We start from the raw sequence: 12,961 nt of genomic DNA, 5'->3' as shown, positions 1-12,961 counted from the left end.
ATTCCGAAACAAGATTGTTGTTGAAGTACCGAACAGCGAAGCGGACGAAGAGCGTAGCGCACGAACAACGAAACACGCTTTTGCACTTGTCTTTTCGAATAACCAGTAACGAATAACGTCTTTAGGAAGTGGTGCCTAGGGTCGGACTCGAACCGACACGGGTTTTATCCCGGCGGATTTTGAATCCGCTGCGTCTACCAATTTCGCCACCCAGGCACTGGGGACTTTTGCGCTAGCTTGGCTAGCTGAAGTATGGTGCGCATTATACTGAACCATTACCGTCAATCAAGACATTTTAGTGAACATTTGTTCGTTCGATTATTTCATAACCATATTCATTTAAAAATTAGTGTTCCACGGTAAGTTTTGGTTAAGATAGCTGCCATCAAATGAGCAGAGAGGCCAATACACAGCCATGACCGACCAACCCGAAGATTTAAATCAACAAGCTCCTCGAACCACCGCTCAAATTCATGCGAGTTTCCCCAGCGCTGGATTTCTTCGGCGCATAGCCGCCATGGTTTATGACTTACTTGTTGCCGTTGCAATTTTAATGCTCGCCTCGGGCATTGCCATGTTGCTACCTGCCATATTAAGTAAGATGGGTATTATTGAACTGACTGAATCGTTCACCGCCGCAGATTGGCTCAATCAAACGCCCCTTTACGGTATCTATTTAATAACCGTGCTGGGATTATTTTTTGGTTGGTTTTGGTGGCGTAGCGGACAAACAATTGGCATGCGTGCTTGGCGACTCAAAGTACAACAACGTAATGGCCACCGATTAACGAAAAAACAGGCACTGATTCGCGTTCTAACATGTGCATTCGGGCTTGGGAATTTATGGGTTTTAGTTGATTTTAAAAATCGTCGAGCATGGCATGACTATGCCGCTGGAACCGAGCTCGTAACCCTCTCAAAAGAAGCCAATCAACTGTATTATTGGAAAGAGTTGTAAGGTTCTCACGCCGCGGCTAACTTCCGCGGCGCCCCATCATCCAAAGTGCCCATCCCGCAAATATCAAGCTTGGCAACAACGCTCCTAAAACTGGCGGTAGCTGATACACCTGAGCCATCGGACCAAATATTTCGTTGCTAACATGGAAACCGAAGCCAGTGATAACACCCAGTAAAATACGAGCGCCCATGGTTGTTGAGCGTAACGGCCCAAAGATAAATGACAACGCTACAAGCAACATCACAGCAACGGTCATTGGCGCCAATAATTTTCGCCAAAGTGCTAACTCGTAGCGATCGGCAGCCTGACGATTACTTTCTAAATAATCGAGATAATCCAATAACCCCCGAATTGAAAGTGATTCAGGTTTTACCGTTACAACGCCAAGCTTGTCTGGGGTCAAGGATGATTGCCACATAAACGTTGGTTGCGAAGACTGAATAATTCGATCAAGTGTGTATTGGGTTTTGGTCACTTCCATAAGGCGCCATTGATCGGCAGCATAGGTGGCTGATCGGCCTTGGGTTATCGACTCAAGTTCGTTATTTTGGTCAAAGTTATAAATAGTGACGTCACGAAGCCGACCCGTGTTTTCCACTTCACCTATATTGACAAAACTAAGCCCATCTCGTGCCCAAATCCCTTGCTGTGCAGAAATTAGACTGCCGCCTGATATTGCACGGGCGCGAAGTTCGCGACCGTGAGATTCGAGCTCGGGCGCAATCCACTCGCCCATCGCCATAACAGCTAGCATCATAATTACTGCAGCCTTCATCACTGAACCGACAATATTCAATCTCGAGCGACCGGCCGCGAGCATAACAACAAGCTCTGAATTGCTCGCTAGCATTCCCATCCCAATCAAGCCACCTAAAAGAGCAGCCATTGGGAAAAACACTTCAATATCTCGGGGTAAACTGTACAGCACAAATAATCCGGCATCGGCTACCGAATAGGTGCCTTTACCCACTGACTTTAGCTGTTCCACAAAACGGATCAGACTTGATAATCCACTCAGTACCGCCAAACTCAGTAACGAGGTAACGAGTACAGAACGTGCAATGTAGCGATCAAGGATAGAAAACATTAACGTGACCTCTTCAGCTTAGCCATTGCTTTGAGCCCCCAAGGCCGACCTTTGCCGATAAGTATTATTCCGCAAATAAGCAGTAAAATATGAATCCACCACAAACCGATAGCTGGATGAATTGCCTCATCGGCAACGGCTGAACGCGCCGCCATTAACGTCAAAAAGTAGCCAAGATAAATCAGCAACGCAGGTGCCATTCGCGCAAACTTGCCCTGACGCGGATTAACACGGCTCAGCGGCACCGCAATGAGTGTTAAAAGAGGCATTGCTAGCGGAATTGCAATACGCCATTGCAGCTCAGCCTGAGCTTCAGCATCCTGCTCACGCATAAGCTCGAGGGTACTGTAAGCCTCTAATTTGCGAATATATTCTGAGCCTTCTTGTTCTTTAATTTGCAGTTGATAATCGTCAAACTGCATAATTTGGAATTCACCTTCAATAAAACTTTGCGCGTAACGCATACCATTGTTCAAAACCAAGGTTTGCGCGCCTGTGTCGGCGGCAATAACACTGCCGCGATCTGCCATAACGACACTTCCACCTATTACTTGGTCATCTTCGTCACGCAATGACTGTGCTACAAAGACTTCGTCAAGGTCGCCATTTTCGTTGAGACCTTGAACATAAATCACCGCTTTTTGGTTACTGGCTTGTTGAAAGCGTCCAGGCATAATCACGCTAAGCCCACTTTCACTTCTCGCTTTTTCTTCCACGACACGTTCTTGTTCTAGTGACCATGGTACTAAATAAAGTGTCAATGTTGCCGTGATAATAGCCAACACAATGGAGAGCACGAGTGTTACTCGGGTGACATACCACTCACTGACACCGCAAGCATGCAAAACGGTCATTTCATTATCTGCATAAATGCGACCATGAGCTAACAGGATGCCAAGAAAAAGACTTAGTGGAAGGATTAATGCAGCAAGCGCAGGAAGATTCAGACCAAGTAGCTGGATCACAATATTGCTTGGAATTTCACCCGCTGATGCATCAGCCAATACGCGAACAAACTTCTGACTTACAAATATCGTCATCAACACCACCAATACGGCGATTTGAGACTTGAATGTTTCACGTATTAAATAGCGAAATATGCGCACTGAAACCCACTCTTAACATTGCTTTTTACTGGAAATGCTGCGAATTTTAAGTAAACTTGTCATTTTCACAAGAATTATTCTACGACAGCGATCTACTGTCAACCGCAGCAAACGGGAGCACATATGGAGTTCAGCGTAAAAAGCGGCAGTCCTGAAAAACAACGTTCTGCCTGTGTCGTGGTCGGTGTATACGAACCACGCCGCCTATCCGGTGTAGCAGAGCAACTCGACAAAGTGAGCGGTGGTTACCTGAGTAACCTATTACGCCGCGGCGATCTCGAAGGCAAATCAGGCCAAATGCTACTGTTACACAACGTTCCTAATGTATTTAGCGAGCGCGTACTGCTCGTTGGTTGTGGTAAGGAACGCGAGCTCGATGAACGTCAGTATAAACAAATTATAGAAAAAACCATCCATACTTTGAACGAAACAGGTTCTATGGAAGCGGTTTGTTTTCTCAGTGAGCTGCACGTTAAAGGTCGCGATACTTACTGGAAAGTCCGCCAAGCCGTGGAAGCGGCGCAAAGTGGTTTGTATACGTTCAATCAGTTGAAGACCCGCAAAGAAGAGCCGCGTCGTCCTCTGCGCAAGCTAGTTTTCAACGTACCAACTCGCCGCGAGCTCCCGCTCAGCGAAAAAGCGATTACACATGGGTTAGCGGTTGCTAAAGGGATGTCGATTTGTCGCGATGTAGCTAATATGCCACCCAACATTTGTACACCTCGCTATTTGGCTGAACGCAGTAAAGAGTTGGCGAGTAACTATGACAATATGTCGTTTACGGCGGTCACCGAGCAAGAAATGGCTGAGCTTGGTATGAACGCGTACCTTGCTGTTGGCCGCGGCTCTGAAAACGAATCCGTATTAAGCTTAATACATTATCAAGGTGCCGCAAAAGAGCACGCTCCGATTGTATTAGTCGGTAAAGGGCTAACCTTTGATGCTGGCGGTATTTCCATAAAGCCTGCAGCCAATATGGACGAAATGAAATACGATATGGGTGGTGCCGCGGCCGTATTAGGTACTATGCAAGCCATCGCAGAGTTACAACTACCGATCAATGTAATTGGCGCCATCGCTGGTTGTGAAAACATGCCAGATGGCCGTGCTTATCGCCCAGGTGACGTACTCACTACCATGAGTGGCCAAACGGTTGAAGTATTAAACACTGACGCTGAGGGTCGCCTCGTGTTATGTGATACGCTGACTTACGTTGAGCGCTTTGAACCAGAAGCTGTTGTTGATATCGCCACCTTGACTGGAGCCTGTATTATTGCTCTTGGACATCATGCTAGCGGATTAATGAGCAGTCATAACCCGCTTGCTCATGAATTGCTATCAGCCTCTGAACAAAGTGGTGATCGTGCATGGCGGTTACCGTTATGGGACGAGTATCAAGAAGCGCTCGACAGTCCATTTGCCGATATGGCAAATCTTGGTGGACGCGATGCCGGAACAATTACGGCTGCTTGCTTCCTATCTCGATTCACGAAGAAATATCATTGGGCCCATCTCGACATCGCTGGCACAGCGTGGCGAAGTGGTGCCAAAAAAGGAGCAACCGGTCGACCAGTCGCTCTGTTAACGCAATTCATCATTAACCGCACCGCCTCTGGCGAGCAAGATTAAGCTGAGCACATTATGGCGCAGGGCATTTTTTACGTACTCGATGGACTCAACGAAGAGCAACAACGACAGTTCTTCTGCGAGCGTATCGCGCAAGCCTGGCGCGAGTTTCGCAGTGTGCGCGTTTGGTGCCCTGACCAAAGTACTGCTGAGCAGCTAGATGAAGCACTATGGCAAGCGCCAGCAGATGCCTTTGTGCCGCATAATCTCGTGGGCGAAGGGCCTGCGCAAGGTGCGCCAGTCGAGCTGTGTTGGCCGCAGGCTAACGTTCCGCAACGACGCACAGCAGCGGTCGTTAATTTGATGGCTGACATACCAAACTGGCAAGGCGCTCGACTTATTTTAGAACGTGTTCCCTCAGCAGAAAGCGAACGTCAAGCAGCACGAGAAAGATATAAGACTTATCGTCATCAAGGTGTTGAGTTACAAACCGTAAATGCATCTGAGCAGATAAAATCATCAACCAAATAGAACGAAGTGAAGGTTTCTATGGATAAAACGTATTCCCCGCAAGCCATTGAGCAAGCGCTCTACAAAAATTGGGAAGAGCAAGGTTATTTCAAACCGTCAGGTCACGGCGATTCATATTGCATTATGATTCCGCCGCCCAATGTTACTGGCAGCTTGCACATGGGACATGCGTTTCAGCACACCATTATGGATACGCTGACGCGGTACAAGCGAATGGACGGCTACAATGCGCTTTGGCAAGTAGGCAGCGATCATGCTGGTATTGCGACGCAGATGGTTGTTGAGCGCCAACTTGCAGCTCAAGGTGTTACCCGTCAAGAGCTTGGTCGCGAAGCCTTCATTGAAAAAATTTGGGACTGGAAAGCGAAATCTGGCGGAACCATCACCTCACAAATGCGTCGCCTTGGCGATTCAGTTGATTGGGATCGCGAACGCTTCACTATGGACGATGGTTTATCCAATGCTGTGAAAGAAGTGTTCGTTCGGTTACACGAAGAAAACCTAATTTACCGCGGTAAGCGTTTGGTGAACTGGGATCCGAAACTGCAAACAGCTATTTCTGATCTGGAAGTCGAGAACAAAGAGCAACAAGGTCATATTTGGCATTTACGCTACCCTCTTGCTGACGGTGCAAAGACTGCAGATGGCAAAAACTACTTGGTCGTTGCTACGACACGCCCTGAAACCATGCTTGGCGATGTTTGTGTGGCCGTACACCCTGATGACGAGCGGTATCAAGCCCTTATCGGTAAGCACGTACAACTACCGATTGTTGGACGCAAAATTCCGATCATTGCCGATAGTTACGTCGATCAAGAGTTTGGTACCGGTTGTGTGAAGATTACTCCAGCTCATGACTTCAATGATTATGACATTGGTAAACGTAACAATTTGCCAATGATTGCTGTGTTAGACAACCATGCACATATCCGAGTACAAGCCGGTTTGTATACCCCAACAGGCGAAGAGCTGCCAAGCATTGATGGCTTCGATGGTACGCTTCCAGCCGATTATCAAGGTCTAGAGCGCTTCGAAGCACGCAAGAAAATTGTCGCTGATTTTGATGCGCAAGGCTTGCTCGACAAAACTGAGCAACATACGAATAAGGTTCCGTATGGCGACCGCGGTGGCGTGCCAATTGAGCCGTATCTAACCGACCAGTGGTATGTACGGGTCGCACCTTTAGCCGAAGTTGCGACCAAAGCGGTTGAAGATGGCGAGATTCAATTCGTACCCAAGCAGTATGAGAACATGTATTTCTCTTGGATGCGGGACATTCAAGATTGGTGTATTTCTCGCCAGTTATGGTGGGGACATCGCATTCCAGCTTGGTATGACGAACAGGGTAATGTTTATGTCGGCCGCGATGAAGCTGAAGTACGTGCCAAGCATAATTTAGGCGACATCACGCTCCGTCAAGACGACGATGTGCTCGACACTTGGTTCTCTTCTGCACTGTGGACGTTCTCAACGCTCGGTTGGCCAGAAAATACGGATGACTTAAAAACCTTCCACCCAACCGATGTATTGGTGACTGGTTTTGATATTATTTTCTTCTGGGTTGCCCGCATGATCATGATGACCATGCACTTCCTAAAAGATGAGAATGGTAAACCACAAGTGCCATTTAAAACGGTATACGTCACCGGCCTCATTCGTGACGAAGAAGGCCAAAAAATGTCGAAGTCAAAAGGCAACGTGCTTGACCCACTCGACATGATTGACGGGATCGATTTGGAATCATTGGTACAAAAGCGTACCGCGAATATGATGCAGCCGCAGCTTGAAGCAAAAATTAAAAAGCGGACTGAAAAGCAATTTCCAGAAGGTATTTCTGCACACGGTACTGATGCACTACGCTTTACCCTAGCGGCATTAGCTTCAACCGGTCGAGATATCAATTGGGATATGAAACGTCTGGAAGGTTATCGCAACTTCTGTAATAAACTTTGGAATGCTAGCCGTTATGTGCTGATGAATACTGAAGAGCAAGATTGCGGTACCAATGGCGGCGCAATGGCATTATCGCTAGCGGATCAATGGATTATTGAACAGTTTAACGACACCGTGAAGCAGTTCCGTAGTGCGCTTGATAATTACCGATTTGATCAAGCGGCGAGTATTGCTTACGAGTTCACCTGGAACCAATTCTGTGATTGGTACTTGGAGTTAACCAAGCCCGTACTCTTCAACGGTACCGCCGAGCAACTTCGTGGCACGCGTCACACGTTAATTACCGTGCTTGAACAGTTGTTACGTTTGCTACATCCGTTACTGCCGTTCATTACTGAGGCCATTTGGCAGCGCGTTGCGCCACTCGCTGGCGTTAGCGGCGATACCATCATGCTACAGCCATATCCGCAAGTGCAAAGTCAACAGTTTGCGACAGCGCGAGATGATATGGAATGGTTGAAACAAGTCATCGTAGCGGTACGCAATATTCGTGGCGAAATGAACTTGTCACCAAGTAAGCCATTACCTGTATTGTTTAAAAATGCCGATGACGTTGCTCGTCAGCGACTTGAAGAAAACGCTAACTTCTTAAGCGCGTTGGCAAAACTTGAATCTGTCACTTTCTTGGACTCTAGCGATGAAGCGCCAGCGAGCGCCACTGCTTTGGTTGGCCGTATGGAAATTCACATTCCGATGGCAGGCTTAATTGACACCGCAGCAGAGTTAGCTCGTCTTGATAAAGCGATTGAAAAGGCTCAAAAGGAGTTTGATTTGTTTACGCGTAAGCTAAGCAATGAAAACTTTGTTAGCAAAGCGCCAGCTGATGTTATTGAGAAAGAACGCGCCAAGCAAGCTGAAGCCGAGGAAACACTCCAACAGCTTCAACAGCAACGCGCTAAAATAGCCGCACTTTAATCTAGCACATTAAGCTGCACTCACATTTTTAAGCGAATGCGAGTGCAGCTACAACGGCAATCAGTGCCGCTAGCATTGGGATAACAACGGTCACCACAAAAATATCTTTATACGCTTCTTTATGGGTTAAGCCCATGAGGGTCAGTAACGCAATCACTGCCCCCGAGTGTGGCAACGAATCCAAACCGCCTGCCGCAAGGTTAGCGATACGATGCAAAAGCTCTGGTGCCACACCAGCCTCAAGATACGCAGGCGCTAAACTTGACATAAAAATCTGTAAGCCGCCGGATGCAGAAGCAGTGACACCTGAAATCAAATTCGCCGAAACAAACACAGAAGCCAACGCTGGCATGTCTAACGCGAGAAGCCATTGCGCAAATGCATGGAATCCCGAAGTTTGAATAACAACCCCACCAAATCCAATCACCGCTGCCGTATTGATTAGCGGAAGCAGCGCATCGTCAACACCTAAGCCTGCTGCTTTAACAAACTGCGAACGCACTTGCGGAAACAGAATAAAGCACAAAGCACTGCCCACGAGTAAAGCAAAACTTGCCCATAAAACCGGTTGCGTCGACGCAAACTTTTGCCAATCACTATCGATTCCAAAACTTTGAAGCGCTCGTGGTAATACGATTGTTGCTAATACCAGAAGGATTGGCATTAATGACATCCACAGCCCAGGTAGGGCCTCACCGGGTTTGGGAGCTAATGCGGCCATATGCTGGTCTTTGTCATTCGCAATGTAGTCTTCGCCCTGTTGCTGAGCGCGCTGCCACTGCCTCTGAAGGTACCACATTCCTAAACCAGCCATCACCAGCGCGGCTAATACGCCGTACCAGCCTCCGGCAAAAAGATCAGTCGATAAACTACGTGCGGCAATAACATTATGTATCGACGGCGTGCCGGGTAGCGCGGTCATGGTGAAGGTTCCCGCCCCAAGTGCTATTGCTGCCGCATAAAGGCGTCGAGGAATATTTGCGGTGCGCATTAAGGTGACGCCAATTGGATACATGGTAAACATCACGACAAAGACGACCACACCACCATAAGTTAATACAGCACAAACGAGCATAGCGATAAGTAAAGCGCGTTTTTGCCCCAACCTATTGGTTATTCCAACGGCGACGCCTTGAGCGGCATGACTTGTTGCCATAATGCGCCCAAATAAGCCACCACACAGAAATAATAAAAGGAAGTTGCCAGCAAAACTAAAAGCCCCGGATGGGCCAAACGGAAAATGTTTTAGAAATATGTCGGATATGGGTAGGTGATTGGTAACGCCAATCACCAACACCGACAACAGCACTGCCAAAAGAATATTAACGCCGCGTAACGCCAATATAATGAGTAAAACGAGTCCAATAATGAGTCCCAAATCACCTAACATAATGTCATGCCCTTCTATTATTGTTCTTAGCGGGCGCGGTGATTATGGAACGTCGCTATTCTTCTTCGTCGTCCTCACCGAAATACGTGCCCCAGCCGTCGTAATCGACACCGGCGATGTCTGCTATTTTGGTCACTTCTTTGGTTTGCGCCTGCAAAACTTCTGCTTCAAGTTTTACCTCACTCACGGCAACAAATGCAAATAAACGCGAACCATCGTCCAACTCAAATTCATCGGCATCATCAACATGATAGCCTACCTTTACCAGTTCTACGGCTGCTTTTTCGAGCTTGGTAAAATCAGAGCTGACTAAGTGATGCTCAATCTGGAATTTTTCCTGTGGATCAGCGCCATCAGCAATCAGTGCGGCGACTGTTTCATCGCTTTGCTTCAATAACTCAGAAAGATCGTTAGCCATGCGTTGTTGTTCCTTGCGCTAATTCGTGATCAAGTTCACTAATTTTAGACTGCATCAGTTCGTGACAGTGAGCGGCTAAAGCGCGAATTGAATCGGCGCTGTAGTTCGCAATTTTAACTGGCTTAAGCATTTCAATAACAACCGTACCATTGTTCCAACGATTCAGTTTAATGCGGCCATGCAAATTCGATACGCATATTGGAACGATGTCGACTCCCGCCTGCATTGCAGTGCGAAATGCGCCGGTTTTAAACGGTAGTAGACCACGCCCATAGCTTCGCGTACCTTCTGGGAATAAGAGAATTGAGAGCTGACGTTTACGAATCGCCTCTGCAGCTTGCTCAATTGTACCGTGTGCACGACCTTTGTTCTTGCGATCGATCAGGATATTTCCTGCAAGCCAATAGAGCTGACCGAAGAAAGGTATCCACTTCAAGCTTTTCTTACCAATACTTACCGTACTTAACGGCATTGAGCGCGCTAATGTAAAAATATCATAGCTATTTTGATGATTGGCGATGTAGACATAGGGTCCGCCTTTTGAAATTTCATCCGGAACTCGAATATCAAGCTTGACCCCTAACAAACGATGCATCCGACCGTACCAATGTGCGGCAACAGCAGTATTGTTTCGATGAAATGGTCGGAACACACAGAACAGCAATAACAGCGTACTGCCAACAACTATGAAAACGCCTAACAGTACTATACGTAAAACAGCCAGCATGTAGTCTCCTTAATCACTAATGCTCGCTAGTATAACCTGTTAGGCGTCGAAAAACGTCCGATCAGTCCTGATTTTCGACAGTTATTGCATCAACACGCTGCAATCCTCGTGGTAATTTATTCCCACGACGACCGCGCTCACCGCGATAATGCTCTAAATCAGACGGTTTCAAGGTCAACTTCCGTTTTCCTGCCAGCAAGGTAATTGCTGAATCAGCCGGCACTACAGCGGCCGCAACCACGTATTCTTCACGTGATTGTGCGCGCAGAGCAGGAATACTCAGCATTTTATTGCCTTTGCCTTTTGCAAGTTCAGGCAAATCGCGAACTGGGAACAGCAACATACGTCCTTCATTTGATACGACGGCCAGAAGGTCGCTTTCAACATTTGTAACTGTGCTTGGCGGCAGTATTTTAGCACCAGTTGGTAGATTCAATATTGCCTTACCATTCTTATTCCGACTAACTAAATCGCCGAACTTACAAATAAAGCCATACCCAGCATCGGATGCTAACAAGTACCGCTGTTCATCTTTTGCCATGAGCACTTGGTCAACCGTTTCGCCAGCAACCATGCTAAAGCGCCCGGTAAGCGGCTCACCCTGCGTACGCGCCGACGGCAATGCATGCGCTTCGCACGAATAGCTGCGCCCCGAACTATCAAGGAATACCACTTGTTGATTGCTCTTACCTACAGCTTGCGCTAAGAAGTTATCGCCCGACTTGTAGGCTAAGTTTGCACCATCAACATCGTGTCCTTTCGCGGCGCGCACCCAGCCTTTCTTCGAAAGCACCACGGTAACAGGCTCAGCTGGTGTCAAATCACGTTCACTTAGCGCTTTTGCTTCTTGGCGTTCAACCAACGGCGAACGACGATCATCACCGTACTTTTCCGCATCGGCGAGAATTTCTTTACGAATGAGGGTTTTCATGCGGCGATCTGAGCCAAGCAGGAGCTCAAGTTGCTGACGCTCTTTCTCTAACTCCTCTTGCTCACCTTTTAGCTTAAACTCTTCCAGTTTGGCTAAATGACGCAATTTCAATTCTAAAATAGCTTCTGCTTGCGTATCGGTTAAACCAAAGCGCGCCATCAGTACGGGTTTTGGCTCATCTTCATGACGGATGATAGCAATCACCTCGTCAATATTGAGATATGCAATGAGCAAACCTTCCAAAATGTGCAACCGCGCTAAGATTTTGTCGAGTCGATACTGAACACGACGAGTCACGGTTTCCTGACGGAACACCAGCCACTCTTTGAGCACATTAAGAATTGGTTTTACTTGTGGGCGACCATCAAGACCTAACATGTTTAAATTCACACGGTAGTTTTTCTCGAGGTCTGTTGTCGCAAATAAGTGTTGCATCATTTGCTCAACATCAATTCGGTTAGAACGTGGCACAATCACTAAACGGGTTGGATTTTCATGATCTGATTCATCGCGCAAATCAGTAACCATTGGCAATTTCTTAGCCTGCATCTGCCCTGCAATTTGCTCGAGTACCTTTGCACCTGACGCCTGATGTGGCAGAGCGGTAATGACGACTTCACCATCTTCCATGTGATATTTTGCCCGCATCCGAATGGTGCCGCGCCCCGATTCGTATATCTTCACAATTTCGTGATGTGGCGTGATCACCTCAGCGTCCGTTGGATAATCCGGACCACGAAGATGTTCCATAATTTCGCTTAAATCGGCGCTAGGCTTCTCTAATAAAAGCGCACAAGCTTGCGCAACTTCTCGAACATTATGCGGCGGTATGTCGGTTGCCATACCAACGGCAATACCCGTAACCCCATTTAACAGAATATGTGGTAAACGAGCCGGCAACATGCGAGGCTCTTTCATGGTGCCGTCAAAGTTTGGCGTCCAATCAACGGTACCTTGCCCCAGCTCGCTTAACAAAACCTCGCTAAAACGCGATAAACGCGCTTCAGTATATCGCATCGCAGCAAATGATTTCGGATCATCTGGCGACCCCCAGTTTCCTTGCCCATCAACTAACGGATAGCGATACGAAAATGGTTGCGCCATCAGTACCATGGCTTCATAACAAGCACTGTCACCATGCGGGTGAAACTTACCTAGTACGTCACCGACGGTACGCGCTGATTTTTTATACTTTGCTAGCGCCGATAATCCCAATTCAGACATGGCATAAATAATGCGCCGCTGAACCGGTTTCAAACCATCGCCAATGTGCGGTAATGCGCGATCCATGATCACATACATGGAGTAATTGAGGTACGCGTCTTCAGTAAATTTGCGTAACGGGAGTTGCTCTAAAGCATCCATAGACATGTGAATAA

The 12,961-nt window shown here is 47.4% G+C and carries 10 protein-coding genes and 1 tRNA gene; 4 read left to right on the top strand and 7 right to left on the bottom strand.

Annotated elements, in window-relative coordinates:
- Positions 1 to 129: 129 nt before the first annotated feature.
- Positions 130 to 216 (bottom strand) — tRNA-Leu (locus tag LG272_RS05705).
- Between the two features lie 199 nt (positions 217 to 415).
- On the opposite strand from LG272_RS05705, the gene LG272_RS05700 reads away from it, so the two are divergent.
- Positions 416 to 958 carry an RDD family protein gene (locus LG272_RS05700; protein WP_126758416.1) on the top strand — a complete coding sequence of 181 codons (543 nt, stop codon included), beginning with the start codon at positions 416 to 418 and terminating at the stop codon, positions 956 to 958.
- A 16-nt stretch (positions 959 to 974) separates the two neighbouring features.
- Here LG272_RS05700 and lptG read toward each other — a convergent pair whose 3' ends face one another.
- Both lptG and lptF read right to left on the bottom strand, forming a co-directional pair.
- Complete coding sequence (lptG, locus tag LG272_RS05695) at positions 975 to 2,045, bottom strand: LPS export ABC transporter permease LptG (protein ID WP_126758415.1); 1,071 nt, start codon at positions 2,043 to 2,045, stop codon at positions 975 to 977.
- Positions 2,045 to 3,151 carry an LPS export ABC transporter permease LptF gene (gene lptF, locus LG272_RS05690; protein ID WP_404409961.1) on the bottom strand — a complete coding sequence of 369 codons (1,107 nt, stop codon included), beginning with the start codon at positions 3,149 to 3,151 and terminating at the stop codon, positions 2,045 to 2,047. The genes lptG and lptF overlap by 1 nt, the downstream gene beginning before the upstream one ends.
- A 123-nt stretch (positions 3,152 to 3,274) precedes the next feature.
- Between lptF and pepA the strand changes: the two genes are divergently transcribed.
- From pepA to LG272_RS05675, 3 genes are read left to right on the top strand one after another with little or no spacing between them, the layout of a single operon-like run.
- Positions 3,275 to 4,780 (top strand): leucyl aminopeptidase, encoded by a 1,506-nt coding sequence (gene pepA / locus LG272_RS05685; protein ID WP_404409960.1) that lies wholly within the window; start codon positions 3,275 to 3,277, stop codon positions 4,778 to 4,780.
- Between the two features lie 12 nt (positions 4,781 to 4,792).
- On the top strand, positions 4,793 to 5,248 hold the full coding sequence (locus tag LG272_RS05680) for a DNA polymerase III subunit chi (protein WP_126758412.1): 456 nt from the start codon (positions 4,793 to 4,795) through the stop codon (positions 5,246 to 5,248).
- 18 nt (positions 5,249 to 5,266) lie between these two features.
- A complete protein-coding gene (locus LG272_RS05675; RefSeq protein ID WP_404409959.1) occupies positions 5,267 to 8,116 on the top strand; it encodes a valine--tRNA ligase in 2,850 nt (949 codons plus the stop codon).
- Positions 8,117 to 8,144: 28 nt separating this feature from the next.
- On the opposite strand, the gene LG272_RS05670 is transcribed toward LG272_RS05675, so the two are convergent.
- From LG272_RS05670 to parC, 4 genes are all read right to left on the bottom strand, one after another.
- Positions 8,145 to 9,506 (bottom strand): GntP family permease, encoded by a 1,362-nt coding sequence (locus LG272_RS05670; RefSeq protein WP_126758410.1) that lies wholly within the window; start codon positions 9,504 to 9,506, stop codon positions 8,145 to 8,147.
- Positions 9,507 to 9,561: 55 nt separating this feature from the next.
- Positions 9,562 to 9,924 (bottom strand): ribonuclease E inhibitor RraB, encoded by a 363-nt coding sequence (rraB, locus tag LG272_RS05665; protein WP_404409958.1) that lies wholly within the window; start codon positions 9,922 to 9,924, stop codon positions 9,562 to 9,564.
- Positions 9,917 to 10,651, bottom strand: a complete 735-nt coding sequence (locus LG272_RS05660; RefSeq protein ID WP_404409957.1) for a 1-acylglycerol-3-phosphate O-acyltransferase — start codon at positions 10,649 to 10,651, stop codon at positions 9,917 to 9,919. The genes rraB and LG272_RS05660 overlap by 8 nt, the downstream gene beginning before the upstream one ends.
- A gap of 61 nt (positions 10,652 to 10,712) precedes the next feature.
- A complete protein-coding gene (gene parC, locus LG272_RS05655) occupies positions 10,713 to 12,953 on the bottom strand; it encodes a DNA topoisomerase IV subunit A (RefSeq protein WP_404409956.1) in 2,241 nt (746 codons plus the stop codon).
- Positions 12,954 to 12,961: the final 8 nt, after the last annotated feature.

Origin of the sequence: Pseudidiomarina marina, assembly GCF_044807045.1 — a bacterium.
GTDB lineage: Bacteria > Pseudomonadota > Gammaproteobacteria > Enterobacterales > Alteromonadaceae > Pseudidiomarina > Pseudidiomarina marina.
The sequence above is the reverse complement of the archived record's forward strand: the minus strand, read 5'-3'. Positions and strand labels throughout refer to the sequence as shown.

Coding starts and splice junctions, on each gene's coding strand:
- lptG (WP_126758415.1), bottom strand. CDS start 2,045: ATGTTTTCTATCCTTGATCGCTACATTGCACGTTCTGTACTCGTTACC.
- pepA (WP_404409960.1), top strand. CDS start 3,275: ATGGAGTTCAGCGTAAAAAGCGGCAGTCCTGAAAAACAACGTTCTGCC.
- LG272_RS05700 (WP_126758416.1), top strand. CDS start 416: ATGACCGACCAACCCGAAGATTTAAATCAACAAGCTCCTCGAACCACC.
- LG272_RS05680 (WP_126758412.1), top strand. CDS start 4,793: ATGGCGCAGGGCATTTTTTACGTACTCGATGGACTCAACGAAGAGCAA.
- parC (WP_404409956.1), bottom strand. CDS start 12,953: ATGTCTATGGATGCTTTAGAGCAACTCCCGTTACGCAAATTTACTGAA.
- rraB (WP_404409958.1), bottom strand. CDS start 9,924: ATGGCTAACGATCTTTCTGAGTTATTGAAGCAAAGCGATGAAACAGTC.
- LG272_RS05675 (WP_404409959.1), top strand. CDS start 5,267: ATGGATAAAACGTATTCCCCGCAAGCCATTGAGCAAGCGCTCTACAAA.
- LG272_RS05670 (WP_126758410.1), bottom strand. CDS start 9,506: ATGTTAGGTGATTTGGGACTCATTATTGGACTCGTTTTACTCATTATA.
- LG272_RS05660 (WP_404409957.1), bottom strand. CDS start 10,651: ATGCTGGCTGTTTTACGTATAGTACTGTTAGGCGTTTTCATAGTTGTT.